34 protein-coding genes and 5 pseudogenes are annotated in these 25373 nt (G+C 59.0%); 14 read left to right on the top strand and 25 right to left on the bottom strand.

All coding sequences use genetic code 11. The features are described from left to right. Positions 1–68 precede the first annotated feature (68 nt). Genes ACIP1G_RS09990 through ACIP1G_RS09975 form a run of 4 tightly spaced genes read right to left on the bottom strand, consistent with a single transcriptional unit; the run spans position 69 to position 1236 of the window. Positions 69–509 (bottom strand): DNA methylase, encoded by a 441-nt coding sequence (locus ACIP1G_RS09990; RefSeq protein WP_400736048.1) that lies wholly within the window; start codon positions 507–509, stop codon positions 69–71. Next, positions 506–730 (bottom strand): DUF2188 domain-containing protein, encoded by a 225-nt coding sequence (locus ACIP1G_RS09985; protein ID WP_400736046.1) that lies wholly within the window; start codon positions 728–730, stop codon positions 506–508. The genes ACIP1G_RS09990 and ACIP1G_RS09985 overlap by 4 nt, the downstream gene beginning before the upstream one ends. 16 nt (positions 731–746) lie before the next feature. Continuing rightward, on the bottom strand, positions 747–905 hold the full coding sequence (locus tag ACIP1G_RS09980; protein WP_177328449.1) for a hypothetical protein: 159 nt from the start codon (positions 903–905) through the stop codon (positions 747–749). A 37-nt stretch (positions 906–942) separates the two neighbouring features. Further along, entirely contained in the window at positions 943–1236 is a 294-nt protein-coding gene (locus ACIP1G_RS09975; protein ID WP_400736043.1) for a DUF6555 family protein, read from the bottom strand. A gap of 201 nt (positions 1237–1437) precedes the next feature. Between ACIP1G_RS09975 and ACIP1G_RS09970 the strand changes: the two are divergent. Continuing rightward, positions 1438–1719, top strand: a pseudogene (locus ACIP1G_RS09970) (short-chain dehydrogenase); the annotation flags it as partial. A gap of 252 nt (positions 1720–1971) precedes the next feature. Next, positions 1972–2511 (top strand): type 1 glutamine amidotransferase domain-containing protein, encoded by a 540-nt coding sequence (locus ACIP1G_RS09965; protein WP_400736041.1) that lies wholly within the window; start codon positions 1972–1974, stop codon positions 2509–2511. A 62-nt stretch (positions 2512–2573) separates the two neighbouring features. Here the strand turns inward: ACIP1G_RS09965 and ACIP1G_RS09960 are convergent, their stop codons facing one another. Continuing rightward, the gene (locus ACIP1G_RS09960; protein ID WP_400736390.1) at positions 2574–3098 is read right to left on the bottom strand and encodes a hypothetical protein; all 525 of its coding nucleotides are present in this window, start codon (positions 3096–3098) and stop codon (positions 2574–2576) included. Between the two features lie 196 nt (positions 3099–3294). Between ACIP1G_RS09960 and ACIP1G_RS09955 the strand changes: the two genes are divergently transcribed. Further along, complete coding sequence (locus ACIP1G_RS09955) at positions 3295–3717, top strand: SDR family oxidoreductase (protein ID WP_400736039.1); 423 nt, start codon at positions 3295–3297, stop codon at positions 3715–3717. Between the two features lie 53 nt (positions 3718–3770). Here ACIP1G_RS09955 and ACIP1G_RS09950 read toward each other — a convergent pair whose 3' ends face one another. Both ACIP1G_RS09950 and ACIP1G_RS09945 read right to left on the bottom strand, forming a co-directional pair. Further along, a complete protein-coding gene (locus tag ACIP1G_RS09950) occupies positions 3771–3932 on the bottom strand; it encodes a hypothetical protein (protein WP_400736036.1) in 162 nt (53 codons plus the stop codon). A gap of 9 nt (positions 3933–3941) precedes the next feature. Next, the gene (locus ACIP1G_RS09945) at positions 3942–4175 is read right to left on the bottom strand and encodes a PLD nuclease N-terminal domain-containing protein (RefSeq protein ID WP_400736033.1); all 234 of its coding nucleotides are present in this window, start codon (positions 4173–4175) and stop codon (positions 3942–3944) included. 195 nt (positions 4176–4370) lie between these two features. On the opposite strand from ACIP1G_RS09945, the gene ACIP1G_RS09940 reads away from it, so the two are divergent. The 3 genes from ACIP1G_RS09940 to ACIP1G_RS09930 are packed head-to-tail and all read left to right on the top strand — an operon-like array spanning position 4371 to position 5846. Continuing rightward, on the top strand, positions 4371–4874 hold the full coding sequence (locus ACIP1G_RS09940; RefSeq protein ID WP_400736030.1) for a CinA family protein: 504 nt from the start codon (positions 4371–4373) through the stop codon (positions 4872–4874). A 12-nt stretch (positions 4875–4886) separates the two neighbouring features. Further along, the gene (locus tag ACIP1G_RS09935) at positions 4887–5393 is read left to right on the top strand and encodes a hypothetical protein (RefSeq protein WP_400736027.1); all 507 of its coding nucleotides are present in this window, start codon (positions 4887–4889) and stop codon (positions 5391–5393) included. A 9-nt stretch (positions 5394–5402) separates the two neighbouring features. Then, on the top strand, positions 5403–5846 hold the full coding sequence (locus ACIP1G_RS09930) for a DUF421 domain-containing protein (protein ID WP_400736025.1): 444 nt from the start codon (positions 5403–5405) through the stop codon (positions 5844–5846). Here ACIP1G_RS09930 and ACIP1G_RS09925 read toward each other — a convergent pair. Then, complete coding sequence (locus ACIP1G_RS09925) at positions 5843–5983, bottom strand: hypothetical protein (protein ID WP_400736022.1); 141 nt, start codon at positions 5981–5983, stop codon at positions 5843–5845. The genes ACIP1G_RS09930 and ACIP1G_RS09925 overlap by 4 nt on opposite strands. Positions 5984–6267: 284 nt before the next feature. Between ACIP1G_RS09925 and ACIP1G_RS09920 the strand changes: the two genes are divergently transcribed. After that, positions 6268–8085, top strand: a complete 1818-nt coding sequence (locus ACIP1G_RS09920) for a glycoside hydrolase family 15 protein (protein WP_400736019.1) — start codon at positions 6268–6270, stop codon at positions 8083–8085. A 57-nt stretch (positions 8086–8142) separates the two neighbouring features. Here the strand turns inward: ACIP1G_RS09920 and ACIP1G_RS09915 are convergent, their stop codons facing one another. Beyond that, complete coding sequence (locus ACIP1G_RS09915; protein WP_400736016.1) at positions 8143–9282, bottom strand: glutathione-independent formaldehyde dehydrogenase; 1140 nt, start codon at positions 9280–9282, stop codon at positions 8143–8145. A gap of 157 nt (positions 9283–9439) precedes the next feature. Continuing rightward, positions 9440–9691: a hypothetical protein gene (locus ACIP1G_RS09910; RefSeq protein WP_400736013.1), complete on the bottom strand. Its 252-nt coding sequence runs from the start codon at positions 9689–9691 to the stop codon at positions 9440–9442. 224 nt (positions 9692–9915) lie between these two features. Here ACIP1G_RS09910 and ACIP1G_RS09905 point away from each other — a divergent pair, with 224 nt between their 5' ends. Then, on the top strand, positions 9916–10380 hold the full coding sequence (locus ACIP1G_RS09905; RefSeq protein ID WP_103447366.1) for a hemerythrin domain-containing protein: 465 nt from the start codon (positions 9916–9918) through the stop codon (positions 10378–10380). A 211-nt stretch (positions 10381–10591) separates the two neighbouring features. Continuing rightward, positions 10592–10837 carry a hypothetical protein gene (locus ACIP1G_RS09900; protein ID WP_400736388.1) on the top strand — a complete coding sequence of 82 codons (246 nt, stop codon included), beginning with the start codon at positions 10592–10594 and terminating at the stop codon, positions 10835–10837. A 120-nt stretch (positions 10838–10957) separates the two neighbouring features. On the opposite strand, the gene ACIP1G_RS09895 is transcribed toward ACIP1G_RS09900, so the two are convergent. Both ACIP1G_RS09895 and ACIP1G_RS09890 read right to left on the bottom strand, forming a co-directional pair. Further along, on the bottom strand, positions 10958–11491 hold the full coding sequence (locus tag ACIP1G_RS09895) for a hypothetical protein (RefSeq protein WP_400736010.1): 534 nt from the start codon (positions 11489–11491) through the stop codon (positions 10958–10960). A gap of 72 nt (positions 11492–11563) precedes the next feature. Then, positions 11564–11692: a PSPA7_2676 family Cys-rich small protein gene (locus tag ACIP1G_RS09890; RefSeq protein WP_400736007.1), complete on the bottom strand. Its 129-nt coding sequence runs from the start codon at positions 11690–11692 to the stop codon at positions 11564–11566. A gap of 262 nt (positions 11693–11954) precedes the next feature. On the opposite strand from ACIP1G_RS09890, the gene ACIP1G_RS09885 reads away from it, so the two are divergent. After that, positions 11955–12200 (top strand): hypothetical protein, encoded by a 246-nt coding sequence (locus tag ACIP1G_RS09885; RefSeq protein WP_400736005.1) that lies wholly within the window; start codon positions 11955–11957, stop codon positions 12198–12200. A 67-nt stretch (positions 12201–12267) separates the two neighbouring features. On the opposite strand, the gene xth is transcribed toward ACIP1G_RS09885, so the two are convergent. Both xth and ACIP1G_RS09875 read right to left on the bottom strand, forming a co-directional pair. Beyond that, on the bottom strand, positions 12268–13065 hold the full coding sequence (gene xth / locus ACIP1G_RS09880; protein WP_400736002.1) for an exodeoxyribonuclease III: 798 nt from the start codon (positions 13063–13065) through the stop codon (positions 12268–12270). Further along, the gene (locus ACIP1G_RS09875) at positions 13062–13304 is read right to left on the bottom strand and encodes a hypothetical protein (protein ID WP_400735999.1); all 243 of its coding nucleotides are present in this window, start codon (positions 13302–13304) and stop codon (positions 13062–13064) included. Before ACIP1G_RS09875 ends, xth begins: the two co-directional genes overlap by 4 nt. Positions 13305–13386: 82 nt before the next feature. Between ACIP1G_RS09875 and ACIP1G_RS09870 the strand changes: the two are divergent. Beyond that, positions 13387–14211: pseudogene (locus tag ACIP1G_RS09870) on the top strand (mechanosensitive ion channel family protein); the annotation flags it as partial. Positions 14212–14397: 186 nt separating this feature from the next. On the opposite strand, the gene ACIP1G_RS09865 reads toward ACIP1G_RS09870, so the two are convergent. From ACIP1G_RS09865 to ACIP1G_RS09845, 5 genes are all read right to left on the bottom strand, one after another. Beyond that, on the bottom strand, positions 14398–15204 hold the full coding sequence (locus tag ACIP1G_RS09865; protein ID WP_400735996.1) for a DUF3618 domain-containing protein: 807 nt from the start codon (positions 15202–15204) through the stop codon (positions 14398–14400). Then, positions 15201–15629, bottom strand: a complete 429-nt coding sequence (locus ACIP1G_RS09860) for a phage holin family protein (RefSeq protein ID WP_400735994.1) — start codon at positions 15627–15629, stop codon at positions 15201–15203. Before ACIP1G_RS09860 ends, ACIP1G_RS09865 begins: the two co-directional genes overlap by 4 nt. Beyond that, positions 15629–16225 (bottom strand): hypothetical protein, encoded by a 597-nt coding sequence (locus ACIP1G_RS09855; RefSeq protein ID WP_400735991.1) that lies wholly within the window; start codon positions 16223–16225, stop codon positions 15629–15631. Before ACIP1G_RS09855 ends, ACIP1G_RS09860 begins: the two co-directional genes overlap by 1 nt. Positions 16226–16451: 226 nt before the next feature. Next, positions 16452–16886 carry an NUDIX domain-containing protein gene (locus ACIP1G_RS09850; RefSeq protein WP_400735989.1) on the bottom strand — a complete coding sequence of 145 codons (435 nt, stop codon included), beginning with the start codon at positions 16884–16886 and terminating at the stop codon, positions 16452–16454. 550 nt (positions 16887–17436) lie between these two features. Next, positions 17437–17661: a DUF2188 domain-containing protein gene (locus ACIP1G_RS09845; RefSeq protein ID WP_400735986.1), complete on the bottom strand. Its 225-nt coding sequence runs from the start codon at positions 17659–17661 to the stop codon at positions 17437–17439. Between the two features lie 450 nt (positions 17662–18111). Between ACIP1G_RS09845 and ACIP1G_RS09840 the strand changes: the two are divergent. The 3 genes and pseudogenes from ACIP1G_RS09840 to ACIP1G_RS09830 all read left to right on the top strand — a co-directional run. After that, positions 18112–18549: pseudogene (locus tag ACIP1G_RS09840) on the top strand (glutathione-dependent formaldehyde dehydrogenase); the annotation flags it as partial. A 20-nt stretch (positions 18550–18569) separates the two neighbouring features. Next, positions 18570–18846 (top strand): annotated as a pseudogene (locus ACIP1G_RS09835) (short-chain dehydrogenase); the annotation flags it as partial. A gap of 688 nt (positions 18847–19534) precedes the next feature. After that, positions 19535–20392, top strand: a complete 858-nt coding sequence (locus ACIP1G_RS09830; RefSeq protein ID WP_400735983.1) for an SDR family oxidoreductase — start codon at positions 19535–19537, stop codon at positions 20390–20392. Between the two features lie 572 nt (positions 20393–20964). Here ACIP1G_RS09830 and arsH read toward each other — a convergent pair. The 6 genes and pseudogenes from arsH to ACIP1G_RS09800 form a co-directional block, all read right to left on the bottom strand. Next, entirely contained in the window at positions 20965–21666 is a 702-nt protein-coding gene (gene arsH / locus ACIP1G_RS09825) for an arsenical resistance protein ArsH (protein WP_400735981.1), read from the bottom strand. A gap of 13 nt (positions 21667–21679) precedes the next feature. Continuing rightward, the gene (locus ACIP1G_RS09820) at positions 21680–22150 is read right to left on the bottom strand and encodes an arsenate reductase ArsC (protein WP_400735978.1); all 471 of its coding nucleotides are present in this window, start codon (positions 22148–22150) and stop codon (positions 21680–21682) included. A 27-nt stretch (positions 22151–22177) separates the two neighbouring features. Then, positions 22178–23461, bottom strand: a complete 1284-nt coding sequence (locus ACIP1G_RS09815; protein WP_400735976.1) for an arsenic transporter — start codon at positions 23459–23461, stop codon at positions 22178–22180. A gap of 21 nt (positions 23462–23482) precedes the next feature. Beyond that, complete coding sequence (locus tag ACIP1G_RS09810) at positions 23483–23830, bottom strand: metalloregulator ArsR/SmtB family transcription factor (RefSeq protein WP_400735973.1); 348 nt, start codon at positions 23828–23830, stop codon at positions 23483–23485. A 112-nt stretch (positions 23831–23942) separates the two neighbouring features. Further along, a pseudogene (locus ACIP1G_RS09805) lies at positions 23943–24428 on the bottom strand (MFS transporter); the annotation flags it as partial. Between the two features lie 59 nt (positions 24429–24487). Then, the gene (locus ACIP1G_RS09800; protein ID WP_400735970.1) at positions 24488–25006 is read right to left on the bottom strand and encodes a hypothetical protein; all 519 of its coding nucleotides are present in this window, start codon (positions 25004–25006) and stop codon (positions 24488–24490) included. Between the last annotated feature and the right edge of the window lie 367 nt (positions 25007–25373).

Here is a 25373-nt window from a genome sequence, read left to right as displayed (position 1 = left end):
GGCCTGATGAATCTAGCGAAGCGCTCAAAGGGTGGAAATATCGATGGTGGCACCAGATCACGTCCCAGCTACCTTTTTTCACGGGGTGCCGATAACGGTGCTGACGCCTCGCGCATGAAAATCTCAACCGTCTTGGGCCCAACCCCTTCAAATGTCAGCAGCCACCGTTGAAATCCATCAATGTCCTGTTCGCCGTTTTGCAGCAATCCCAGCTGATGGTCGAGTTCAGCTTCCAGCTTGTCGCCCAGCCTAAGCAGTCGTCGAGCCGTAGACTCGTCATAACGGGCATAACCCGCCTGGCCCAGTAGACGAACGAGCTGTGAATGAGATGCATGGGTTAGCTTACTTGGTGTGTCCAAGCCTTGCTGATCTATCAGCACCTGGTAGGCGGTAACCGCCACGGTTGAGCGGATCCTCTTGCCCATGAGAAAGCTGGCTAGCAACCAAAGATACAAGCCGTTAGTGCCCGCGACATTGATGTCGAGGTCTCGGGCGCTAATCGTGTTCAACCCTTTGTACCGCGCGGGTCAGCAGAGCGTGGATAGGTACGCTCCTCCTCAAGGGTACCGTCGGCCTTGTGAATCTTTACCGATGCGGTTCTGCCGGAAAAGAACTCCCGCAACGAGCTCACCAGTTCCTGCTTGGTTGCAGCTCGCTTCGAGGCCCGGTCAGCGCCTGCTTTCTTCAGTTCCCACCCTTCCGAAGTCGGGCTGAGGTGATAGTTGTCCATCACATGCTCCTTCTACTCACAGAGATTGGCCATCGTCTTCAATGTCTTCCTCAGCCTCTGCAGCATCCGTGGCATCAGCGTCATTCAAAGGCGGTGAGGTAGGTTTTTCGGGATCGTTGATGAAAGGCACACCACTTGGGCCGTGCTCTTCATGACCTTCAGTTTTTGGTTGCATGACAAAGCCTCCAGTCAATTGGGTTAGCTGTAGGCCGCTAATCGCCTACACCCATTCCGGAAAATTTTTCGACAGCGATAGGCGGCGCAATGAACTCCGGGCCATCGCCTGCCAATCGCCACTTCACATTAGCGACCCCGTAGCGCTCGGCCATGGGCCGGCTAACCATCTTGATGTTCTGCTGACAGAACCTGGGAATGATGCCGACCCCTGCGTCACAGCTTGCCCAATGCCAGGCAACGGCGTTGTCCATTTTTTCCAAACGGATGATGAACGTTCGGCTTTCGCCATGGAGCGTGTAGTCGATTACGTATAGTTGCTGTCCAGCCACGTGAGTCTCCCCCTTTTACTCATACGTCTGTGAGGGGAGATGGACGAGAAAAATTCAATTGAAAAGCCAGGCGGCAAAATACGACGTCAAATCAGCAAGCATGCCTGCGAGTATTTGGAAAGCTGCCCACTGGTCAGCCTTTCGGAACAGGCCTGTTTTATCCAACCTCCATCGCTATACCAGCAAATGGAGGTCGTGCTCATGATTGATCCCACAACAGGCATGAAAGCAGGTGAGCGTTACTCGGTAGAGAACGTCGAACGCGCTCACCAGTTTCCAGGCTTCTTCCTTGATGGAAAATACTTCCTCGGCCCCGAGCTACTCACTGCCGTTGGCTGGCTGGAGGGCAAGCGCTTCATATACGACAACCTTGATGCTACAGGCGAACCGATTTTCCCGGGTCGCGCGGCAGGAGACATCGAAGACCTGACGCTGACCTTGGTGGATGGCACGGCATTGAAGCTGTCCAATCTGCAAGTGAGTGCCAGGGCCGACCACATCAATGCAGAGGATCAACCGGCTACAGGACTCAACCGTAATCCCGAGACGGTGGGCAGCCTCGTGTTAACCCGTAAAGACAGGGTTCCGCTTTTGCTGAGCGCGGCAGTCATCGGGTTCCTCGCCGGGTTTGTAATTACCCATGCGCAACGCAGGCGCCACTGAAGCGTCATCTTTTGAACTTTGCGCCTGACACTGGCCTCCCCTTTCATGTCTATCGAAAACGGAGATTCAACGATGAATGCACAATTGAGCGGCAAGCGTGTGGCCTTCCTGGTCACCGATGGTTTTGAACAGATCGAGCTGACCGGCCCGCGTGAAGCCTTGGAAAAAAATGGCGCCGTAGTCGACGTCTTGAGTGACAAGGAAGGGATGGTACGCGGCTGGAACCATGACAAGCCCGCCGACGAATTTGCCGTGGATGCAACGTTCGACAGTGCCCACCTGGATCTCTATGACGCCATTGTGCTGCCCGGCGGCGTGCAGAATTCCGACACCATCCGACTGATACCCGGCGCTCAGAAGCTGGTGAAAAGCCACAACTCGGCAAGCAAGCCATTGGCGGTCATCTGCCACGGTGCCTGGCTGCTGGTGTCGACCGGCCTGGCCCAGGGCAAACGGATGACCAGCTACAAGACGTTGCAGGACGATATTCGCAACGCGGGCGGTAACTGGGTTGATGAAGAAGTAGTGGTGGATGGCAACCTGATCACCAGCCGCAAACCGGACGATATTCCGGCCTTCAATGAGCAGTTGATCAAGGCGCTGGCTGGCTGACCCTTTTCTCTGTACATCGGCCCCCTTTCAAGGGGGCCATACTTTCGCTGGGTGAGGCATTATCACGCCAATTGGATGTACACCGAATAGCTCCCCAACAGCAACCAGAACACCAGGAAGATCCATGGTGTGCGTAGCGAAAACAGCAGCGACTTTCGATGTCCTGCTCGGGAAGTCTCAGCTTCGCAGAACAGCGGCGACTCATCGTATGCCAACCCCATCATGGGCTCGCTCTGTAGCAAGTGACTTTGCTTCAGTTGCCAGTGATCGATGATGTTGTACGCCGCTCGGATCCCAGGCCAGGCATTGAGCGAGCTCAATACCCCCAGCAAGGCGAGGAACGCTGGCACGATCAGGGTAAACATTTCTCCCCATCCTTGGTTGAGGTTGCCCATGGAGGACACGAACGCAATGACCAGAAAGGACTGGGCAGCCAGGTAGGCGTCGGTACGGTTGGCCAGAATGCTGGTTTCGTATTGGATCTCACGCCGGTAGAAGTCCAGACGCTCTTTGGGAGAGCCGAACATCCTGGCGTTGTGTTCGCTGATTTCATGTTCCGGGGTCGTCGGGGTAATGATTCGGGGCACCGGCTCCTCCTCCAATGCGGCTCCCGGCGAGAAAATAGCCAGGAGGTCAGTTCGGTAGAACAAGCGAGGCAACCTGAAATTCAATCCGCATTCGAGTAGTGCACCGCTCGTCGTGCCGAGTGCACATTCAACCCAACGCACAGGCATCCGATGCTTCGAAACGGTAAGAGTGTTCTCAACTGCAGGAGCTTCTATCATGCGCGATTTCCCTACTCCGCCCTTTCCGTCGCAACCGCAAAGCGTTCCCGGTTCACAACGCAAGATGGAGCCCTATCCAGACTGCGGTGAGCAGTCGTATACCGGCCACAACCGCCTGGAAGGCAAGATTGCGCTGATCACCGGTGCTGACAGTGGGATCGGGCGAGCCGTCGCCATCGCCTATGCCCGCGAGGGTGCTGACGTTGCCATCGCCTATCTCAATGAGCATGAAGACGCCCAGGAAACCGCGCGCCGGGTCGAAGCTGCAGGCCGACAATGCCTCCTGCTGCCCGGCGACCTGGCGCAGAAACCAGGGCAGCCGGTGGAAGTCGCTCCAATCTATGTGTTGCTCGGCTCCGATGAGGCCAGTTACATCAGCGGTTCAAGGTACGCTGTCACCGGCGGTAAACCGATCCTTTGAGAACAAGAGGCTCGCCCCAAAGGCGAGCCTCAGCCCTGATTCTCGAGACGGAATCAGGGTTTTTGCTGCCCGTGATCACGTGCAGTTTTTTGCGCCGTGGAGTCATGAGATGTACCGGACGAGCCATCCGGACGATGAGCATCGTTATCGCGCTCCTCTTCGCCATCAGACTTCGATTGTGAGCCTGGCTTCTTCTGTTGGACTTCTTTCGTCATGCTGCTCTCCTACCCTTTACTGTGTTCCGGTGAGGTTGGCCCGGTTCCGCGCTTGATTCCACGCGGCCCGGCCACTCCCCAAATGGCCAGCCCGACGATGGGGAGTACCACCAGTATCAACGACCACATCACTTTGGTTGCATCAGACTTGTCGCTACGGAAAACGCTGACGATTGCCCATAGATCAACCAGCAAGATGATTGCCGCTACCGCTATCCAGAAGTACGTAACAGGCTCATTCATGATCGATTCTCCCTTTTCCAGCTTAACTGGCCGCATCGCTGCCGCGATGAATGCCGACCCTGTACACAAGGGAAGCCAGTGCGATAAGCAAAGTTCAGCCCAGGTTTACTGCATGGGATGGGCGGACAACATTGCGCTGAACCAATCACCGCTTGACTGCGTCCACAGCACAACAGCAAGCGAGTCGATTCTTCTATGGCAAGCGAATCGGTACTGGCAGCCCTCGGCTATCTCAAAGACAATCAATTGATCCTTACGACGGCGGAGTCGTGCACGGCAGGTTGCATGGTGGCTCTCCTGGCGGCGGTGCCTGGTACCGGAGAGGTGCTGGAAAGCGGCTATGTGGTCTATTCCCCCAGCGCCAAGAAACGCTTGCTTGGCGTCAGCGCCGAAACCATCGAACGCTACGGCCTGACCAGCGAGCCAGTCGCGTGGGAAATGGCCCTTGGGGCATTGAGAGACAGCGATGCCAATGTCGTGATTGCTACTACTGGCGTAGCTGGACCCGCGCCCGAGTCTGGTATACCGCCAGGCACAATGTGCTTTGCCTGGGCTTTTGCCGGGGAGCCAATAGCCGTATTTACCCGTACCCAACGGTTCTTCGGTGAGCGGGCTGATGTCATGCGCCAAGGGGCGTTGTTCGGGCTGACGCGGCTTGCCCACTACCACCAACGCTGGCTACGCGGCGAACGCGCCTGAGGGCAAGTGATCATGCCGGAAGACGAATGGGCGTCCAGGCGCAATCCTGTTCAAGAAGACATGTCGATGCAGCAACGCGTCTGGCGCTTTGAGCGCGTGGGCTGGTATCTGCTCGTCATTGTCGTCCTGCTCGCCTTGGCAGGGCTGTTTGGCAATGGCCCGCTCAGTGATGCTGAGGTGGTGAGCCAGGATGGTCGTGTCAAAGTCGAGTATCAGCGCCTCAGTCGCAGTGGCACGACTGACAACCTCTACATAACGGTTCAAGGAGAGCCTGGTCAGCCGGTCAAGGTAGAGCTTGAGGGCACTCTACTGCGCGCAGCCAGTATCGAGACGATGCAGCCGGAACCGCAACTTTCGATGTCGCATGGCCCTGCCCTGTTGCTGCAACTGGGTACCAGCAAAGACGGCGTGGCCACCTTGTACCTGACGCTTCGAAGTGATCACGTGGGTACCTTGGAGGGTGTCGTCAGGACAGGCCCCCAAAGCGCTGTCCACTTTTCCACATTCCTCTACCCATAGGAACGCGTCATGGATTCGATACTCCGCGCAGCCGGGATGTACGTGGCCCTCATGCTGCTGTTCCGCGTAGCCGGTCGACGCTCACTCGCCGACCTGACCACCTTCGACTTCGTCCTCTTGCTGATCATTGGGGAGGCGACTCAGCAGGCGCTGCTGGGTGAGGACTTCTCCTTCACCAACGCCATGCTGGTGATTGCTACGCTGATCGTCCTTGACGTAGGGCTGTCGCTGGCGAAACTCAACTCCAAGCCCTTGGCGCGACTTCTGGAAGGGCACGCTACCTTGGTCGTGGAGAACGGCCAATTTCTGCATCACCGAATGCGCCGAGCGCGTCTCACGGAAGACGACATTCTCGAGTCGGCAAGGAACAGCCAAGGTATTGAAAACATCCAGCAGGTCAAATTTGCCATTGTCGAGCGCAATGGCAAGATCTCGATCATTCCCGCCGATTAGAGCATCAATATCGCCTGACCATGATCAATGCTGGGAACGGGCATCACATCGCGCCGGGACACAAGCCATTCCCGCATCCGCTCGGTATCAAAAATCTGACCCTCTTCCATCATGTGCAGAATGAGCGACTGGGACATCCGGTAGCAACCGCATAGGCAGCAGCTTCGCTCTTCCCAGCCACTGGTGCATTCGACGGACTCAGCCTGTCCGGCGCAGATCAAACAACTCATAAAAGCCCCCTTTTGTTCTTGTTCAGTCGAGGGTGGACAAAGGGGTCAGGTGGACCCCATGTCTCTCGCTTTCTATGAGATTCCCATGCCAATCGTAAATTCCCTCCGTTTTCTCTGCCCCCATACCCCAGACGAACTAGGCGCTCTACAGGTGTGTCCCACACAGTACAAGACATCTGGGAGGCATGCCGATGGAGAAGGAACCGGTCGATGGGACGCAACAAGGTGTTCCTCAGCGAGATGAAGGTGGCTGGCTACCACTAGAGGAATACGGCGCGCTAGGAGATGGCCGTTCCGTTGCGCTCATCGGCCTGGACGGATCTATCGACTGGTGGTGTGTGCCCCACATGGACTCCCCACCCCTGTTCGACAAACTGCTGGCCCCGCAAACAGGCGGTTTCTTCTCCATCACCCCGTGCGAGCCGTTTGTTGCCGAGCGCCGTTACCTTCCTGACAGCAATGTTCTCGAAACGACATTCATCACCGGTGCTGGTCGTGCCCGGCTCACAGAGTCCCTGAACAGTGGCCCTGCTGGCCGGCTGCCTTGGGCCGAACTGGCCAGGCGCGTCGAAGGCGTCGAGGGGCAGATGGATTTGCAGATTGCCATTGACTTCGGAACCCAGGCCGATACGGTCAGCCCCTATGTAGCGCCGAATGACAACGCCTGCGTCTTTCATGCTGGCCGCGTACTTGGCATGTTCCTGCACGACGACCAGGTACAGATTGAGCGCAAGAACGACATGGGCGTGCGGGCATCCCTTAGCGTTGCCGCTGGACAGCGATCAGTGGTCGCAATAATCGCAGGTCGTGATGAGCCGCTGGTGGTACCGCCATTGCCCCTGATCGATGAACGAATCGATGGTTCACACAGGGAGTGGTGCCAATGGTCTAAGGGCCTTGTCTACGACGGGCCATACAAGCACTTGGTAGTTCGGAACGCTTTGGCCCTCAAGCTGCTGCTGTCCTCCCCCAGTGGCTCGATCATGGCGGCAGCCACTTCATCACTTCCTGAGCGAATTGGTGGCACCAAAAATTACGACTACCGATTCGCCTGGATCCGTGATGCCGGCTACACCATCGAAGCGTTCCTGAGCATCGGCGCACAGCCTGAAGCCAAGGCTGCCTTCAGCTGGTTGCTGCGTAGGCTGGATGAACATGGGCCACGGGTGTTTTATACCCTGGACGGGGCAATAGGTAATTGCGTGCGCCCGGTCGACCTCCCCGGCTACAAGCATTCGCCTCCCGTCGTCGGCAACGATGCCCGTGATCAGCTGCAACATGGCGTATTCGGCGATATTTTCGAGACCGCCCGCTGCTTCATCGACAGCGGCAATATTCTCGACTCGCCAAGCGCCATGATCCTGTCCAGCCTTGCCGACCAATGCGCCGATTGTTGGAGACAGCAAGACGCTGGCATCTGGGAGTTGCCGGAAAAGCAGCATTACACAATGTCGAAGATAAGCTGCTGGCAAGCCTTGAGCCGGGCCATCGAGTTGGCGGACGGCGGTCACCTCCCCACCACATGCCGGGAACGCTGGGATCGCGAGCGGCAATGCATTCAGGGATGGATTGAAGCCCACTGCTGGAGCGAGGCACAGCAGGCTTATCTGTTTTACCCAGGCAGTAACCGATTGGATGCTTCGATAGCATTGGCTGTCCGATTTGGATACCCCAGCGTGGATCGACTACGCCGTACGCTGGATGCTGTTCAAAATGAGTTGGGGGTCGGTGCTTTCCACTATCGCTACAGCCAGGCTCAAGAGGAGGAAGGTTGCTTCCTGGCCTGCACCTTCTGGCTCATCGAAGCCTGGGCGATCCTCGGTCAACAGGATCGTGCACAAACCGCGCATGCCGAAGCATTGCGGGGGCTATCGCGGGGGGTAGGTATCTACTCGGAAATGATCGACCCGAATAACGGCCAATACCTTGGCAACCTTCCGCAGGGCCTGACCCACTTGGCTGCTCTTCGGGCAGCGCTGGCCATCGGAGGCTGCCACCCTGATCGATGATGCCAACCTTCGTGAGCGTTGCCCATGCTTCCCTCCATGGAAGCCTGTGTGAGGGAATCAAGCGGCTGGCTTGAGCACCACCTTGGTCCAACCATCATCCCGTGCATCGAAGTGCTTATAGGCATCCGGCCCTTCAGCCAGTTTTAGGCGATGAGAGATGATCTGGGAGGGCTTGGCACGCCCATGATGAATGAGCTCCGCAAGACGGCGATTGTAGGCCTTCACGTTCGCCTGGCCTGTACGGATCTGCTGGCCCTTGAACCAGAACGCGCCGAAATCGAAGGCCATCTTGCCCTTTTTCGCCAAGTCGTTTTTCGCACCCGGATCCTCTGGCACGAACACGCCCACCACGCCTATGCCACCGGTCGCCTTGGTTGAAGCGACCAGGTTGTTCATTGTCAGGTAATTCGCTTCATGACCATGTTTGTCGCAGCATTGGTAGCCGACACATTCGCATCCGCGGTCGGAGCCTTTGCCATGGGTAAGGTTCATGATCTCTTCCACAGCCTTCTGCTCTACAGCATTGATGGGCGTTGCCCCCAGCTGCGCGGCCAACTGCAGGCGATCCGGCTGGTTATCGATCACGAACACCTGGGACGCCCCTTTGATGATTGCCGAGTGCGCCGCCATCAACCCGACCGGGCCTGCGCCATAGATGGCAATGCTCTCGCCCGGCTGCAGACCTGCAAGCTCGGTGGCATGCCAACCGGTAGGAAAAATGTCTGAAAGCATCACGTAGTCATCTTCTCGCTCCCGTGCGTCCTCCGGCAGTACCAGACAATTGAAATCCGCATAGGGAACACGCAGCAACTCCGCCTGGCCACCTTGATAGGGCCCCATCTCGGCGAAGCCGTATGCGGCACCGGCAGCGCCTGGGTTGGCCGTTAGGCAGAAGCCTGTGAGCCCTTTTTCGCAGTTTTCGCAGAACCCGCAGCCAATATTGAATGGCAGGCAGACTCGATCACCCAGTTTGACCCTATCGACCCCGGCGCCCACCTCGATCACTTCTCCGAGGTTTTCATGCCCGAACACACGCCCGGCTTCGAAGGAAGTGCGACCTTCATACATGTGCAGGTCGGAGCCGCAGATGTTAGTCGTGGTGATCCGCACCAGCACGTCTGTGGGTTTCTCGATTCTTGCGTCCGGTACATCCTTGACCGCGACGTCACGTGGGCCGTTATACACAATGGCTTTCATGCTGAACTCCCAATGTCAGGGGCGACAGAAAAGTGCCCTACCCTGTTCAGGTGTTCACTGAGCATCCAGTGTTCAATGTGCTGGGTCATGAGCCGGATCAGTGGCGCTAATCATCATTGCTACGGGCATTGCGAATTTTCAGATCGGCGCAAAGGCCTCAAACATGATGGTAGTCCGCACCGGCTATGGCTTTGAGAAAACCGCGGTCGGCGAGCCGTCGCAGGTCTCGCCATTCGCGCCAGTCAATGAGTCCCAGGCGGTCCATCTCGTCGACCTGGCGAAGCAGCTCTTCGTAGTGGCTACTGGGGCAATCGCGCCTGCGCTCGACATCGTCATACAGCGCAAACCAATGGTTCACAGCAGCCAGGCGACGCTGCTCCTGGGTGATCTGCCGGGTGATCGCGTTCATGTCGCAAGCCCTCGCACGCTTTGACTGTCGAGCCCGCAGCCGTGGCTAGGTTCACTTGCAAGAGGTTAGCGGTAGGACAGCCTCGCAGCCTCAACGCCCACATCATCCACGGAAGCTCCACCTTTTCGCGGCAGAACACACATCAGCTGCATTGAACCCTTGCGCTTGTAGCCTACTCCACTCAGAGCAACCGTGATTTTCCCCAGCCCCTGAAGAGGTGTCCCATGAACGCAATCGAACTGCTGATCCAGGACCATCAACTGGTGAAGAAACTGCTCGAAGAACTGTCTTCTACCACCGAGCGCGCCGTGAAGAAACGCGCCGAACTGCTTGAACGTATCAAGCAGGAAGTGAGCATTCATACGGCTCTGGAAGAAGAGATCCTGTACCCCGCGATTAAGCAGGCGGGCGGCAAGGAAGAAGCGAAAATGTATTACGAGGCCAAGGAGGAACACCGCACGGTCGACTCATTGGTCATTCCCGACCTGCTACACACCGAGACCGGGACCGTGGAGTTTGCCGGCCGGGTCAAGGTGATGAAAGAGCTGCTGGAGCATCATATCGAGGAGGAAGAAAGCGAGCTGTTCCCCACCGCCCGCAAGCTGCTGGGCAAGCAGGCACTTGAAGACATGGGCCAGGCCATGGAAGCCCAGAAAAAACTGCTTAAGGGTGAACAGCGCGCAGCCTGATTACCGCCAGCGCGCCCATCCGGGCGCGCTGGCCCGGATTTACTCGGTGGGCGACTCGGTGCTGATCATCGGCGGCACCGACGCCAGCGGGAGTGCCCGCCGCTACTCGCGGCGCCGGGCGAACGGCCGTGCCGCCAGCGGCTCCAGGCGTGAACCCGGGTGGACGCTCGCCAGTCCCACATCGAAATGCAATCAGTTTGGGTATCCCGTGATGAATGACTGGATCGACTTTCTCGAATGGCCCGCCATGATCCTTACCGTGCTGGCCGCCTGGTGCATCGGTTCAAGGCGCCCGGGCAGACGCAAGCTGGGCTTCTGCTGCTTCATCGCCAGCAACGTGCTGTGGGGGATGTGGGGATGGCACGCACAGGCCTGGGCGCTGATCATTCTGCAGGTCTGTCTGTGCGTCATGAACCTGCGAGGCTGGCAGAAAAACACGGCGATGGAGCCAGGCTGAGCGGGTTGTGTTTATGTGCGCTACAAAGTGTGGCGCCGAGGCCGTTCGTTCCGCCCGTCAGCGCCACCGCACAGGTCGCCGCGCGGGCAGGATAAAAAAAGGGTGAACATCCCAAAAGAGCTACACCATGATGATCATCAAGCCCCAATCGTTGTTATTGGCACTGTGTCTTGGCGCCAGCGCGCCACTTGTGCTGGCAGCCACCGACATGAACGACCAACGCGCTCCAGGCACGCAAACGCGAGACAGCGGCCACATGAATGGCAATGGCGGAGCCAAAGGGTCAGGCACGCCTGGAGATGGCATGGGTACCGGCTCTGGCGGTACCGAAAGCAATGGTACTGACAATACCGGCGGTGATGGCACCACCAACGGCTCAGGGATAGGTACAGGGGCAGGTACCGGAAGCGGCAGCGGCAACAGTACCGGGACTAAGTCTGGCGGCGGCACCGGCGGTTCGTCGAAAATCCCGGCGCGCCAGAGCGGCGTCCAGTCATGGGCTGCAAACAGCGCTTCGAAGGCACTGGCAGGGTCCTGTAATGAGTGCAGATGCAGATGATAGAGCAGTACTGGGAAACGACTGTTCGGCGTTGCGCCGTCGTCGTGAAAATATAACGTCTGCTCGGTGGCATGCACAGTATCGATAGCTTTCATGGTGCACCTGCGCAGGCGCGTTGAACCGAACTACGGGCGCACAGGCGTGGATTATCCTCCAGCCACCGTGCTTCAAGCTGGTTCAAGCTGGCAGTACCGCCAAGCGCCACAGCGCTCACAGCACTGACACTTCAAGCCGGCGATTTCACCATCAGGCATGACATGCCATTGGCAGCCACGCAGCAAGCAGAAAAAGTGCATCTGTCACCTCCAAGGTCCGAAAACGTTGAGCTCCTGCAATTAGTGACTGCACGTTTGCGTGAAGGTTTGGTTAGCGTGCGCTAATGGCGCTGAATGCCAGTCAGTTAAGGGTTATTGCCCCATTGGGGCTGCTTTGCAGCCCTTCGCGGGCACGCGAGCTCTCATCAAACAACGACCTCTGTGAGTGTCGGCATAGCGTTGTGAACCTGGGTGCGAGCTCGCCAGTCCCACATCGAAAGGCAATCAGTTTGGGTTTCGGGTGATGAATGACTGGATAGACTTTCTCCAATGGCCCGCCATGGTGCTTACCGTGCTGGCCGCCTGGTGCATCGGCTCGAGACGGCCGGGCAGACGCAAGCTGGGCTTCTGCTGCTTCATCGCCAGCAACGTGCTGTGGGGGTTGTGGGGATGGCAGGCACAGGCCTGGGCGCTGATCATCCTGCAGCTCTGTCTGTGCCTCATGAACTTGCGGGGGTGGAAGAAAAGCACCGCGATGGAGCCGGGCTGAATGCTCGGCGAGATTACCTGGCATTCAGTGCCGGGCCTTGTCCTCGATGTGGGTGTGGTTGGGTGCGCTAATGGCGCTGGCGGCGCCCACCCAACTCGATCCAGACGGGCGCATGATCGCTGGCCTTGGCTTCGTTGCGCACCCAGGCATCGACACCCGCCTGCTTCAGGTACGGGGCAAGGTCGGGGTTGAGCATCAGGTGATCAATGCGCAACCCGGCATTGCGGGCCCAGTGATTGCGGAAGTAATCCCAGAACGTGTAGATGCGCTCGTCAGGGTACAGATAGCGAATGGCATCGACCCAGCCCTGCGCCAGCAGCTGTTCAAAACACGCCCGGGACGCTGGCTGAAGCAGCGCATCCTTGGCCCAGGAGCGCGGGTTGTAGATGTCCATATCCGTCGGCACCACGTTGAAATCCCCGGCCAGGACGGTGGGATGACCGCTGCCGTACAGCGCTTGTGCATGCTTGAGCAGGCACTCGAACCAGCGCAGCTTGTAATCGAATTTCGGGCCGGGTTGCGGGTTGCCGTTCGGCAGGTACAGGCAACCCACCAGCACACCGTGCGCCGCGGCTTCCAGATAGCGGCTCTGCTCATCGTCCTGCATGCCAGGCAGGCCCCGTCGGACTTCCAGCGGCTCGCTATCACGCGCCAGAATGGCCACGCCGTTCCACGCCGGTTGGCCCAGGTACAGGCTGCCATAACCCGCCGCCTCGATCTCCTGGCGCGGAAACTGCCGGTCCGCTGCCTTGAGTTCCTGCAGACAGGCGATATCGGGCCGTTCCCGCTCCAGCCAGGCCAGCAAGGCCGGCAAGCGGCTGCGGATACCGTTGATGTTGAAGGTGGCGATCTTCAGCGCTTTCATGCGTCCGGGTCGCTCACATGGGCATTCACTGCATCTTCCAGCGCCCGTACGTGGGCCTCGTCGGCCAGCGCCTTGAGCGCCAGCCAGTCGTCCCAGTCGATGGCACCGTCGTCACGCAGGGCCTCGGCGGTGCGAACCAGTTCATGGTGGTAGGCATCCGGCGACTCGCGCCGGTAACTGATGTCGTCGTACTGTGCGTACCAGGCCTCAAGCTGGGGGATGCTGCGTTCGATGCTCATTGGGGTGTTCTCGCTTCAGCTTTACTCGGGCGGGTTTCCTTAACCTGATGACCCGTACGCTCGAAGTCGAGTTCCATTCGCCGTGGTCGCCGCCCTGCAGATAGGCCTGTGGGCCAACCGCGCCATCGGGCTGGGGCTGAGCCGCTATTTCGCCCGCCACCGTACCGATGGCCTGAACCAGGGCAGCGCACTGGCCACGCTTTCGGCCTGGGGCGCGCGGGTACTGTTGTGGTCGGTGGTGCTGCTGGCGATGCTGTCCAACCTGGGGGTGAACATCACCGCGTTCGTCGCCAGCCTCGGCGTGGGCGGCATTGCGGTGGCGCTGGCCGTGCAGAACATCCTCGGCGACCTGTTCGCTTCGTTGTCGATCGCCGTGGACAAGCCGTTCGAGGTCGGCGACTTCATCGTCATTGGCCCACTGGCCGGGAGCGTCGAGCACGTCGGTCTGAAGACCACACGCATCCGTAGCCTCGGCGGCGAACAGATCGTCATGGCCAACGCCAACATGATCAGCAGCACCATCCAGAACGACAAGCGTCTGCAGGAGCGGCGCATCGTCTTCGAGTTCGGCCTGTCCTACGACACGCCTACTGAGGCGGTGAAGAAAGCGCCGGGTATTGTCGAAGAGGCCATCAAGGCCCAGGAAAACGTACGTTTCGACCGCGCCCACCTGCGCGGCTTCGGCAAGGAGGCGCTGGAATTCGAATGCGTGTACATCGTCACGGACCCCGGCTACAACCTGTACATGGACATCCAGCAGGCAATCAATTTCAAGCTGCTCGAACGGTTCTCTAAAATCGGCGCCAAGTTCGCCGTGCCGGTGCGTGCGATCAAGGTCACGGCATTGCCGCAGGTCGCCGGCATGCAGGGTCAGGGGCGCGACGGCACGGGCATCAGAGGGGCCTGACTACCCTGCGGGGCGCCGCAAAGTGTGGCGCCTGGGATGTTCGTTTCGCCTCGGCGCCATCACACAGGTCACCGCGCAGGCAGGACAAAGAACGCCCTTTGCGCCTGTACAGAGGGCTGGCACCTGCTCTTTGCAAGCAACAGAATTGCTCCAGCCCTCTCTTGCCCAAGCCCAAAGCGAGCAGGATCAAGGAGTGAAGCCCAGCCCAGCGGAAAGGTCTGAACCTTCAGGGTTGCGGACTGACTGCGTCGTCGCTTTACCACCCGCCTGATCAAACGATTCTTCAACCGACGCCTTCACCTCGCTACCTTTGGCTTTGAGTGAATCGGTCAGCCGATCACTGCTGGCGCCCATCAATTGATCTTCCTTGCGGGTACTGGGCAGCGCCGCCCCCAATGCTGCGCCCAGTGCAATACCCAGGGCGGCCAACACCAGCGGTTGCTCCTGGAGCAGATGATCGAACTGCCCCTTCAGCGCCGTGGTCTGGTCTGCGACCCTCTGTGCCGAATGACGCAGGTTATCTGCGGAAGCGCCCATGGAGTCGCGTGCGCCGCTGCCAAACTCACTGGCCCGATCACGCACGTCGTGGGCTTTCATGCGCACCTTCTGGCTGGCATCGTGCACCGCTTCCCCCGCGTGCGCAAAGGCATCCTTCACAGTGTCCACCGCGTCGCCGAGCGTTTCGCCTAACCCAGGCCCCTGGTGAGCGGGCCCCGGGTTGAAGGGGCGGTTCTGGTTCAGGCCCAGCCAGGCCAGGCCCAATACCGTCAGGGTTGCAGGTACAGGATTGTTCTTGAGGGTGATACCGAGGTTCTGGAAGAACTCGCTACCATTGCCTTTTGCATAGGCCACCACACGGTCAACCATCTGGCCAGGGCTCAGGCGCTGCTCAAGGGCATCCACCAGATCACTGATGTGCTCACGCTTGGCGTTGATTTCCTGCTCGAGCAGGTCCGGGTCTTTCTGCGCATCATGTTCAAAGGAAGTGGTCATGGCAGTTTCCTCTTCAGCGTGTCCTTGTCCTGTTGCATGGCATGCAAGGTACGATCAGGGGCCAGCTGCGTGGGCTCGAACTGTTTCTTGCCTGACTGCAGCATGATGAAACCGATCACCACGGTGACCGCACCGACGATCAAGGCAGCCAGCCAGGGCTCGACCACCATCGCCAAGGCATAGACCGCTGCCAGCAACAAGATGACGAAGCCCGCCAGGATCACGATCGCTCCCGCCGCAACCGCTGCGGTGCCTGCCTTTAGGGTGGCAAGGTTGTGCTGCAACTCGGCCTTGGCCAGTGCCAGTTCCTTGGTGAACAGCTCCGGGACTTCCCGCATCAACTGGCGTAACAGGCCACCAACACCAATGGCGTCGTCCTGCGCCGTGTGCAAGCCTGGGGTGGTGTGCAAGGGGTCTTTGTTCATCATTCACCTCCTCTGAGCGGATCGCGCTCGAATGGGCTGCCGCTGACCGGCGTGCCGGCACCCGGCCCGATCGGGTCGACGGGGGTGTAGGGCTTGCGGGTGGATATGTCGCTACCGCGATCGGGTGTCACAGGCTGCGCAGGGTCGGACGGGTGCCAATCACTGGATGCCCCGGCTGTTGTGGTTTCATGACGATCGCTGGCTCGCATGAAACGCGATACGGCAAACCCGACGGCGACACTACCGGCCAGGAATAACGCCGGGTTGCTTCGCGCCAACTGTGCACCGCGTTGCAGCAGGCTCTCGGCGCTTTCATGGCGTACCTGCTCGGCAAACTCGCCCACGCATTGTGCTGCCTGGCTTAAATACTGCGAAAGCCCGAGGCTGTCGTTGTCCTGCAGCGCGGCGGCCGCCGAGCGTGCGCCCTCCTCCAGCGAATCAAGCTGATCGGCCGCCGTATCACGGTAATGTTCGAACTGCTCATTGCCTTTCTGCCTGGCCTCGCCAAGCAGCGCACCAGCCTCATCAGTGATGGCATGCACATGCTCCTGGGTGCTGCCGGGTGGCGACGTCGAGCTTTGATCGGTCTTGTCCATCGTTATGCCCTCGAACCTGATTGGTATGCGAATGCCGTCTTCACGGGGCATTCATACGAGGGACGCAGCGGTAACGGCGGGAGTTCAGCGTTTATGATCTATGGCATTTACCCACACTACCAAAGGAAATGGAGCGATCAACCTTCAACATTCAAACCGGCGCGACGGTTTTGAAGGTCGTGGTAATCCGCGCCGGCTATGGCTTCCGGCTCACTGATCTCGCCATTCAGTTCGTGTTGGATGCCAATTGTGAAGCAGCGGGCTGATCTCCATGGATGAGCGCCGAAAGATCTCGTGACAACAAAGCGGCGGCTGTGGGTTTTAGCATGGTTGAGCTCAAGTCCTCCCAGCCAATCCACTTACACGCGACAATGCCTGTGCCAAGCGAAACGCTGCAGCCATCAGCGAAGTCAGTGGTGAAGATATGGTGGAGAACGTTACCTACCTCGATGGTGCCCACGCCATTCAGGCCTGAGCAGCGCAACGCCAGGGCCTTCCAAACCTCTCTGGCAGCAGCCACGATTGGCGCCTCACCCGTCGCAAGCAGACCGCTTGGAAACTTCCATTTGGCACCCTTCCTGCGAACAAGCAGAACCTGGCCATTTCGAGAACAGATGATCGTTACCTTTGCCTTGGTTGGACGATGCTTGATGACGCTCATGAGGGATCGCACCTGATGAATGCGCGACATCCTGAACGCGGGGACGAACTTCCTTATGCTGATGACTGACGAGGAGCAAGTCGAGTTCCGGCACCCGACTCAAATCTGAGGTTGGTGCAGCGTGAAACCCACCAACATCAAGCTACTGAAGCGAGAGGGCTTGATCTATTACGGGTATTGATCATGCTCGAGGACTTAGGTGCCGATGTCACAGCCTTCGCCACCGCTGACGAAGAATTGAAAGCCCTGCCCGAACAACCATGGGCGCTGGTGGTCACGATGTCAGGACTCCTGGGCTGAGCAATGGAGTGCAGCTTGCACTCGCCGCGCATCACCGTCTTCCCTCCGCTGGCATCATTGTGATGAGTGGGTATTACGACCAGCTCGGCATGCCCCTCCCCAAAGGCATATGCTTTCTGGCCAAACCATGGGCCAACGATGATTTTCTGCAGCTCGTTACTTCCGTTCTGGCTCACTCCTGCCGATGAAGGCCTTCCACCTCCCCTTCGCCCCTCAAGATCGTTTCCAAGATCCGCCGGGTTGATGTGTTTCAACCTTTCGAACGCCGTGGGTCTGCAGAGCGGGGATAAGTTCGTTCTTCCTCAAAGGTGCCATCGGCCTTGTGGATCTTCACAGACACGGTCTTCCCCTGGAAGAAATCTGCGAGCGAGCTCACCAGTTCCTTTTTTGTGGCGCCACGAACAGCAGCTCGTTCAGCGCCCACCTTCTTCAACTCCCACCCTTGCGCAGTGGGGCTCACATGGTATGTATCCATCGCTCTAAACCCTCTGTTTCATGCCGATACGTTGCTTCATCTCTTTCGTGAAGAGCTGATCAGGGATTTCGATTCGCTCCGCTCAGGAATTGTTCAGTACAAATTGCAACGTCGATTGCGAGGCAAGATCGGCTGTGGGGCTGAACGGGACTTAGGAGCGGGTTCACCCACGAATGCGGTGGCGGCTGCAACAGCGAACGGTCAGGCATATTGGCCCGCAGGCCCGGCCTCTTCGCGGGTGAACCCGCTCCTACAACGGGCTGTGGAACCCGAGATGTCGGTGTGCACACCCCACAATTACGGCAACTGCGCAGCACCATTGAACCGGTTGGTCTGAACTTTGCCAGTTCCTCAGGCTTCCCCTGCATACCCCCACGATGTTGTGATGCAGGAGCAAGTAGCATGAGAGCACTGACATACCTCGGCGCTAACGATGTCAGGGTCGATATGCGCGGCGTAGACGCGGTCATCGATGCCGTCGGTTTGGAAGCCAAAGGCAGCACTACGGAAACCGTGATGACGGCCTTGAAACTGGAAGGCAGCAGCGGCAAAGCCCTGCGCCAGAGCATTGCGGCTGTGCGACGTGGCGGCGTAGTCAGCGTGCCCGGGGTCTATGCGGGGTTCATCCACGGCTTCATGTTCGGTGATGCCTTCGACAAAGGCCTGACCTTCAAGATGGGCCAAACCCATGTCCAAAAGTACCTTCCCGAGCTGCTCGAGCATATCGAGGCAGGATGCCTGCAGCCCGAACTGATTGTCACCCACCGCCTGGCGTTAGAGGAGGCAGCCATGGGCTACAAGATGTTCGATCAGAAAGAGGATAACTGCCGGAAGGTGATCCTTGTTCCAGGGGCGGCATCAGGGACGCTAGGCCCTGACTTTGTATAACCCTCACAGGAGCTTGCACCATGATTGATCAAGCGACAGGTATGAAGCCGGGTGAACGGTATTGCATTGAAAACCTTGAACGCGCCCATCAATTCCCCGGCTACTTTCAGGATGGCAAATATTACCTTGGCCCAGAGCTTTTGACGGCTGTCGGATGGCTGGAGGGTGACCGGTTCATTTACGACAGTCTCGATGCTGAAGGAGAGCCTGTGTTCCCAGACCGGGTGGCCGGCACCGTCAACCACTTGACCTTGAATCTTGTCGACGGCACATCCCTGCAGCTGTCACCCATTGAAGTCAGTGAGACCTTCGCGGTGCCGATAAACGACCCCATTTCACCAGCCGATGAGCCACCACCGCTGGCTCGCTCGCCGATCAGAGGTGTTGAGGGCGGGTGGATAACCCCGAAAGATAGGGCCCCTCTTTTGCTGTGTGCAGCGGTTATCGGGTTCCTTGCTGGGTTCTTCATCACCCATTCACAACGCCGGCGCCGGTGAACGAGGTCGGTGAAGCGAGCGTCCGGGGCTGCAGGACGATAGGTGCTTGCCACAACATTTTTATCGCCTTTGAGATCGAGCGCCGCCCGCGCGGCGCTTCGCAGCACAAGGCTGCTCCTACATCTGTTTCGGGCCAGTCACGCCTGTTAGGTCACCGCTGTCCGCCTTGTGTGTTCCATTCAATATCGAAGGGGACGCCACTGCCCTTTATCGTTCTCCAGCCATGCACCAAGGCTGCAACCCACATGGCACAGGAGTAACTGGCCCGAAACAGATGTAGGAGCAGCCTTGTGCTGCGAAGCGCCGCGCGGGCGGCGCTCGATCTGTGCATCAACCTGAATCCCAAGGCATGCATCTGAAGGCCCTCCCCTCACCTCCCCGACGAGGAAAGCCCTCCGTCCGTCGCAACGAGACCAAATCACCTCCAACACTCACCTCCCGGCTCATTCAAACGGGTATGACCGTTCGTTACCGCAGGAGCTACAACCATGAGCGAATACCCCACCCCTCCCTTCCCCTCACAGCCGCAACCGGTTCCCGGTTCGCAAAGCAAGATGGATCCGTACCCAGACAGCGGCGAACAGACTTACGCCGGGCATGATCGACTCATAGGCAAGATCGCTTTGATCACCGGGGCTGACAGCGGTATAGGCCGAGCTGTGGCCATTGCCTATGCTCGCGAAGGCGCCGACGTCGCCATTGCCTACCTTGATGAGCATGAAGATGCGCAAGAGACTGCCCGCTGGGTAGAGGCTGCGGGTAGGAAATGCCTTCTGCTTCCGGGCGACCTGGCTCAAAAGCAGCACTGCTATGACATCGTCGACAAAACCGTGGAGCATTTCGGTCGCATCGATATCCTGGTCAACAATGCGGCGTTTCAGATGGCGCATGAGACGCTCGATGAAATCGACGATGATGAGTGGCTAATGACCTTCGACGTCAACATCACTGCCATTTTCCGCATCTGCCAGAGGGCATTGCCCTCCATGCCCAAGGGCAGTTCGATCATCAATACCAGCTCGGTGAATTCGGATGATCCTTCGCCCCAACTGTTGGCCTATGCCACAACCAAAGGGGCCATCGCCAACTTCACGGCTGGCCTGGCCCAGTTACTCGGCAAGAAAGGGATACGGGTGAACTGCGTGGCACCTGGCCCCATTTGGACCCCGTTGATCCCGGCAACCATGCCTGATGATGCAGTCAAGAACTTTGGCTCCAGCTACCCTATGGGACGTCCAGGGCAGCCTGTCGAAGTCGCACCCATTTACGTTCTGCTTGCCTCTGATGAGGCCAGCTACATCAGTGGGTCACGTTATGCAGTCACGGGTGGCAAGCCCATCCTCTAGCCCCAAAAGGGCTCGCCTCCCGGCGGGCCTCACTTCGAAAAACACTGACAATTGCCGATGGATCAACCAGCAGAATGATGGCCGCCACGGCAATCCAGACGTACGTAACGAGGTCACCCATTTCCGTTTCTCCCGTTGTCCAATCTGGATAGCCGCAGCGCTAGCACGGTAGGTCTGCTGCCCCTATACATAAAGGAAGGCAGGAAGCCGGACAAAGTTCAGGCTGGGTTTACGCACGGGACAGGTGGACAGAGGACGGATGTGATGCGCCAGGGCGCGCTATTCAGCCTGAAGCGCCCGGCTCATTACCACCAACGCTGGCTTTGAGGCGAGCGCGCCTGAGGACAAGTGAAATACCAGACGATAAGCTGATATCCAGGAGTGATCCCATCCAGGAAGATATTTATTGCTGGGTCGCATGCTCCGACAAGAAGTCAACCGCGAGCCCCGACATTGCCCGTGCGCCGACGATCAGCGCTTTTTCATCAACCAAGAATTTTTATGTGGTGTCACCGGTTATTGGCTATTTGCGGGTGGAAACGGCCACTCCAGCGGTCATTACGGGTATGGCCTCAGATCGAGCGCTGGTTCACGCGAGCAGATAGCTGCTCGGCGGTTTCCTTGCGTTCCGAATAGCGATCCACCAGGAATTCCTGACGGTCGCGCAGCAGTACGGTGAACTTCACCAGTTCTTCCATGACATCCACCACACGATCGTAGTACGGCGAAGGCTTCATCCGCCCAGCGTCGTCGAACTCCAGGTAGGCCTTGGGTACCGAGGACTGGTTCGGGATGGTGAACATCCGCATCCAGCGGCCAAGCACACGCAGCTGATTGACCACGTTGAACGACTGCGAGCCGCCACATACCTGCATGACTGCCAGGGTCTTGCCTTGGGTGGGGCGAAGCGCACCCAGCGCCAGGGGTACCCAGTCTATCTGCGCCTTGAAAACCGCAGACATCGCACCATGGCGTTCGGGCGAGCACCAGACCTGGCCTTCCGACCACTGCACCAGCTCTCGAAGTTCCTGCACCTTGGGGTGCTCGACAGGCACATCGTCAGGCAGCGGCAGGCCCGATGGATTGAACACCCGCGTCTCGGCGCCGAAGTGTTCCAGCAGGCGTGCGGCTTCTTCCACCAGCAAGCGACTGAAGGAGCGCTCGCGGGTCGATCCATACAGCAGCAGGATACGCGGCTTGTGCTCGCTGGAACCGGTCGCCGCTGGCGGCACATCGAATAGCGCGAGGTCGAGATTAGGCAGTTGCTCGGACATGTTTTTCTCCTGATCAAAGCGTGCCGATGCGATCCAGCTCATGTTTGAGCTGATCACGGTCGAGGTGATCGAACGGCAGTGCGAAGAAGGCCTGGCAGCGAGCTTCGATGCGGGCCAGCGTGGTGCGGAACGCAGCGTCGACCGACGCCTCGTCACCCACGACATCGGACGGATCCTCCAGCCCCCAGTGCGACTTCAGTGCCGGGCCGAAATACACAGGGCAAGTTTCGCCGGCAGCCTTGTCGCAAACGGTGATGACGATATCGGGAGGGCAAGCCTCGAACGCGTCATTGCCCTTGCTGCTCAGCCCATCGGTCGAGATGCCGGCATGCTGCAAGGTGGTCAGGCTGCGAGGCAACACTTGGCCTTTCGGAAAACTGCCGGAACTGACAGCTTCAAGTCCATCAGGAGCCAAGTGATTGAACATGGCCTCGGATAAGATGCTGCGGCAGCTGTTGGCCGTGCACATGAACAGGACTCGCATGGGGGCTCCTCCGCTTCGTGGCGGATATCAGAGGCTCAGGCGCAATGCCAAGGCCGAAAGGGTGATCAACAGAACTGGCAGCGTCAGCAGGATGCCGACCCTGAAGTAATACCCCCAGGTGATGCGCATGCCTTTGCGCTCCAGCACGTGCAGCCAGAGCAGTGTGGCGAGGCTGCCGATGGGGGTGATTTTCGGGCCGAGGTCGCAGCCGATGACGTTGGCGTAGATCATCGCCTCACGTACCAACCCTTGCGCCTCGCTGGCCTGGATCGACAAGGCGCCGATCAGCACGCTGGGCATGTTGTTCATGACCGAGGACAGCAATGCAGCAATCAACCCGGTGCCGATGGCGGCACTCCACAGTCCTTGCTGCGCAAGGCTATCGAGCAGGTGGGTGAGCATATCGGTGAGGCCGGCGTTCTTCAGCCCGTAGACCACCAGGTACATACCAAGAGAGAAGATCACCACCTGCCAGGGCGCTTCGCGCAGCACACGACGGGTCGAGATACGATGCCCGCGAGCGGCGACGGCAAAGAGGATCGCCGCACACGTTGCAGCAACAGCACTGATCGGAATACCCAGTGGTTCCAGGGCGAACAAGCCGATCAGCAATACCAGCAGCACCCAGCCACCAACGTTGAAGGTAGCGCGGTCATGAATTGCCTCGCTTGGCGTCTTCAGGGCCGCGACCATGTACTGCCTCGGAATATCACGGCGGAAGAACAGGAATAGCACCAGCAGGGTTGCGGCCACGCTGGCGAGATTCACCGGCACCATCACCGAGGCGTATTCGCTGAAGCCCAACCTGAAGTAGTCGACCGAGACGATGTTCACCAGGTTGGAAACTACCAGCGGCAGGCTCGCCGTGTCGGCGATGAAGCCGGCGGCCATGACGTAGGCCAGGGTCGCGGCGGGCGAGAAACGTAGCGCGAGCAGCATCGACATGACAATGGGTGTAAGGATCAGCGCCGCACCATCATTGGCGAACAGCGCCGACACGGCAGCACCGAGCAGTACACAGAAGGCGAACAGGCGATAGCCACTGCCGTTTGCCCAGCGCGCCACGTGCAGCGCGGCCCACTCAAAAAAGCCGGCCTCGTCCAGCAGCAGGCTGATGATGATGACGGCGATGAAGGTGGCGGTGGCGTTCCAGACGATGGCCCACACGGTCGGGATGTCGTGGAGCGAAACGGCACCTGCCGCCAGGGCGATGAGTGCTCCGAGCGCGGCACTCCAGCCAACGCCAAGCCCCTTCGGTTGCCAGATGACCAATATGAGGGTGAAGACAAAGACGGCAATTGCGACCAGCATGAAGATCTCGCTCGGTGATAATCAGCAACAGGCAGCGTCACGAACGGGGCGGCCGTCCATGTTCTTCAGCCGAAGAGAGTTATCTGCCAACCACTGTGAGTTGGCCCGCAAGGTCACCTGCAACATTTCATGCACCCAGGCGGGCAGATCCGAGTTCAGGCGGTAATACACCCATTGGCCTTGGCGGCGATCCAACAGCATGCCATTGCTGCGCAGTTGCGCGAGGTGGCGGCTGATCTTGGGTTGGCTGTCGTTCAACGCGCACATAAGCTCACAGACACAGAGTTCTCCCAGGCTGGCAATCAGCAGGGTGGCGCGAGCACGGGTCTCGTCGGACAGGCTCTTGAAGACTTCAGGCGGAGTGATCATGGCTGCATCATTACATATGGAAAAGCGAATATATGCACTTCCATATGTAATATGCAAGCAAGTCTGTACTGAGCGTCTAATGGGTCGAAAGCGTCGTTAGAAAGGTTGGCTCCAGCCGGGTGAAGCTGCCCCACAACCCTCGCCTGCCCGGTGGCGCCGACTCGATGCCAAACAGCGCGGCACAGCCCCATTCGCCACCGGCGGCAAAGCCCCGGATAAGGCGCAACAGCACCAGCAGAATCGGCGCCGCCACACCGATACTGGCATGGCTTGGCAAGCAGCCGATGAGGAAGGTGCTCAGGCCCATCAGCAGCAAGGTCGCGACCAGCACCTTCTGCCGACCGATGCGGTCACCGTAGTGGCCGAACACCAGGCCGCCCAGCGGGCGGGCGAAGAATCCGGCGCCAAAGGCGCTGAAGGCCACCACGGTCACGGTCAAGTGGTCCATCTTGGGGAAGAACACCTGAGGGAACATCAGCGCAGCCGCAGTTCCGTAGATGATGAAGTCATAGAACTCCAGCGCAGTGCCCATGCCAGAGACGCAGAAGGTCCGCAGCGCAGACCGGGACGACGCAGGGTTGGAATGTTCCGCATGCATTGTTGTTGTTGTTCTCGTTGTCAGCGGGTGCAGCCCTGCTCAGGCGGCACCGGGTGGGCTCAGAAACGTTCGAAACCGGCCTTGGCCAGTTGCAGCGGCGTGCCCGCCACGTATTCCAGCAAGCAGCGCTCGGTATCGATCCCCACGCTCAGCAGGGTTTCCCATCGCTCGGTATCGGGCATGGCCATGTCCGGGTGGAAGCAGATCGGTGCGCTGTCACCCTGCGCACCGCACATGGCTTCGGCACGGGCGCGCAGATCAGCGCTGCCCATCTGGCCGATCACCTGCTCCAGGTGGCACTGGGTGTCAGCACGGTCGGCGACCTGCTCGCCCAGGCTCAGCTGTGGGTCGAGGAAGTGGTTGGTGTGCAGCAACCAGCCGTCTTCACGCGGCAGCACCAGTGCCGTGCCTACGCTGCTGGCGTCTTCGAGCAGACGACGGCCAATGGCGTGTACCGGTACACCACCGCTGTCGTTGTCACTGGTGTGGTGGAGAATGTTGAAGTGCAGCCCGAGGCCTGCGCTGTTCACGCACAGCTTGGCGAGCATGCCGAATTCGCAGAACAGCTTGACGTTCATGCCACGCTCGGTATGCACATTCAGCATCAGGCCGTGGGGGCAAAGGCTTTCGTGCCAGTCCCAGGTCTGCAGATTGGTCGGTCAGCTACATCGACACCGACCTCTCCGAGAGTGAATGCGCCAGCTATCTGGGCTTCAAGGATGTCTGCTCGGCCACCGTGCCTGGCCTCGGTTAGCAGGACGTTCTGAACCTGAGAGCGGCCAAGCGTTCGACACTCATGAAGGCGCCCTCGCCCTTATGCCAGTGAGTTAAGCGGTAAGGGCTGACGGGTGCTTGCCTTGGGATTCTGGTTGCCTGTTAGATCGAGCGCCGCCCGCGCGGCGCTTCGCGGCACAAGGCCGCTCCCACTGTCTGTTTCGGGCCAGT

Source organism: Pseudomonas sp. NPDC089392 (genome assembly GCF_044749595.1).
Lineage (GTDB): Bacteria > Pseudomonadota > Gammaproteobacteria > Pseudomonadales > Pseudomonadaceae > Aquipseudomonas.
This window is presented reverse-complemented; position numbering and strand designations above follow the sequence as displayed.

What these genes read in the sequence shown, in the direction of transcription:
- ACIP1G_RS09985 (WP_400736046.1), bottom strand. Translation starts at nt 730, where the DNA reads ATGGACAACTATCACCTCAGCCCGACTTCGGAAGGGTGGGAACTGAAG.
- ACIP1G_RS09980 (WP_177328449.1), bottom strand. Translation starts at nt 905, where the DNA reads ATGCAACCAAAAACTGAAGGTCATGAAGAGCACGGCCCAAGTGGTGTG.
- ACIP1G_RS09965 (WP_400736041.1), top strand. Translation starts at nt 1,972, where the DNA reads ATGAATGCACAATTGAGCGGCAAGCGTGTGGCCTTCCTGGTCACCGAT.
- ACIP1G_RS09955 (WP_400736039.1), top strand. Translation starts at nt 3,295, where the DNA reads ATGCGCGATTTCCCTACTCCGCCCTTTCCGTCGCAACCGCAAAGCGTT.
- ACIP1G_RS09950 (WP_400736036.1), bottom strand. Translation starts at nt 3,932, where the DNA reads ATGACGAAAGAAGTCCAACAGAAGAAGCCAGGCTCACAATCGAAGTCT.
- ACIP1G_RS09945 (WP_400736033.1), bottom strand. Translation starts at nt 4,175, where the DNA reads ATGAATGAGCCTGTTACGTACTTCTGGATAGCGGTAGCGGCAATCATC.
- ACIP1G_RS09940 (WP_400736030.1), top strand. Translation starts at nt 4,371, where the DNA reads ATGGCAAGCGAATCGGTACTGGCAGCCCTCGGCTATCTCAAAGACAAT.
- ACIP1G_RS09935 (WP_400736027.1), top strand. Translation starts at nt 4,887, where the DNA reads ATGCCGGAAGACGAATGGGCGTCCAGGCGCAATCCTGTTCAAGAAGAC.
- ACIP1G_RS09930 (WP_400736025.1), top strand. Translation starts at nt 5,403, where the DNA reads ATGGATTCGATACTCCGCGCAGCCGGGATGTACGTGGCCCTCATGCTG.
- ACIP1G_RS09925 (WP_400736022.1), bottom strand. Translation starts at nt 5,983, where the DNA reads ATGTCCCAGTCGCTCATTCTGCACATGATGGAAGAGGGTCAGATTTTT.
- ACIP1G_RS09920 (WP_400736019.1), top strand. Translation starts at nt 6,268, where the DNA reads ATGGAGAAGGAACCGGTCGATGGGACGCAACAAGGTGTTCCTCAGCGA.
- ACIP1G_RS09915 (WP_400736016.1), bottom strand. Translation starts at nt 9,282, where the DNA reads ATGAAAGCCATTGTGTATAACGGCCCACGTGACGTCGCGGTCAAGGAT.
- ACIP1G_RS09910 (WP_400736013.1), bottom strand. Translation starts at nt 9,691, where the DNA reads ATGAACGCGATCACCCGGCAGATCACCCAGGAGCAGCGTCGCCTGGCT.
- ACIP1G_RS09905 (WP_103447366.1), top strand. Translation starts at nt 9,916, where the DNA reads ATGAACGCAATCGAACTGCTGATCCAGGACCATCAACTGGTGAAGAAA.
- ACIP1G_RS09900 (WP_400736388.1), top strand. Translation starts at nt 10,592, where the DNA reads ATGAATGACTGGATCGACTTTCTCGAATGGCCCGCCATGATCCTTACC.
- ACIP1G_RS09895 (WP_400736010.1), bottom strand. Translation starts at nt 11,491, where the DNA reads ATGAAAGCTATCGATACTGTGCATGCCACCGAGCAGACGTTATATTTT.
- ACIP1G_RS09890 (WP_400736007.1), bottom strand. Translation starts at nt 11,692, where the DNA reads ATGCACTTTTTCTGCTTGCTGCGTGGCTGCCAATGGCATGTCATGCCT.
- ACIP1G_RS09885 (WP_400736005.1), top strand. Translation starts at nt 11,955, where the DNA reads ATGAATGACTGGATAGACTTTCTCCAATGGCCCGCCATGGTGCTTACC.
- xth (WP_400736002.1), bottom strand. Translation starts at nt 13,065, where the DNA reads ATGAAAGCGCTGAAGATCGCCACCTTCAACATCAACGGTATCCGCAGC.
- ACIP1G_RS09875 (WP_400735999.1), bottom strand. Translation starts at nt 13,304, where the DNA reads ATGAGCATCGAACGCAGCATCCCCCAGCTTGAGGCCTGGTACGCACAG.
- ACIP1G_RS09865 (WP_400735996.1), bottom strand. Translation starts at nt 15,204, where the DNA reads ATGACCACTTCCTTTGAACATGATGCGCAGAAAGACCCGGACCTGCTC.
- ACIP1G_RS09860 (WP_400735994.1), bottom strand. Translation starts at nt 15,629, where the DNA reads ATGAACAAAGACCCCTTGCACACCACCCCAGGCTTGCACACGGCGCAG.
- ACIP1G_RS09855 (WP_400735991.1), bottom strand. Translation starts at nt 16,225, where the DNA reads ATGGACAAGACCGATCAAAGCTCGACGTCGCCACCCGGCAGCACCCAG.
- ACIP1G_RS09850 (WP_400735989.1), bottom strand. Translation starts at nt 16,886, where the DNA reads ATGAGCGTCATCAAGCATCGTCCAACCAAGGCAAAGGTAACGATCATC.
- ACIP1G_RS09845 (WP_400735986.1), bottom strand. Translation starts at nt 17,661, where the DNA reads ATGGATACATACCATGTGAGCCCCACTGCGCAAGGGTGGGAGTTGAAG.
- ACIP1G_RS09830 (WP_400735983.1), top strand. Translation starts at nt 19,535, where the DNA reads ATGAGCGAATACCCCACCCCTCCCTTCCCCTCACAGCCGCAACCGGTT.
- arsH (WP_400735981.1), bottom strand. Translation starts at nt 21,666, where the DNA reads ATGTCCGAGCAACTGCCTAATCTCGACCTCGCGCTATTCGATGTGCCG.
- ACIP1G_RS09820 (WP_400735978.1), bottom strand. Translation starts at nt 22,150, where the DNA reads ATGCGAGTCCTGTTCATGTGCACGGCCAACAGCTGCCGCAGCATCTTA.
- ACIP1G_RS09815 (WP_400735976.1), bottom strand. Translation starts at nt 23,461, where the DNA reads ATGCTGGTCGCAATTGCCGTCTTTGTCTTCACCCTCATATTGGTCATC.
- ACIP1G_RS09810 (WP_400735973.1), bottom strand. Translation starts at nt 23,830, where the DNA reads ATGATCACTCCGCCTGAAGTCTTCAAGAGCCTGTCCGACGAGACCCGT.
- ACIP1G_RS09800 (WP_400735970.1), bottom strand. Translation starts at nt 25,006, where the DNA reads ATGAACGTCAAGCTGTTCTGCGAATTCGGCATGCTCGCCAAGCTGTGC.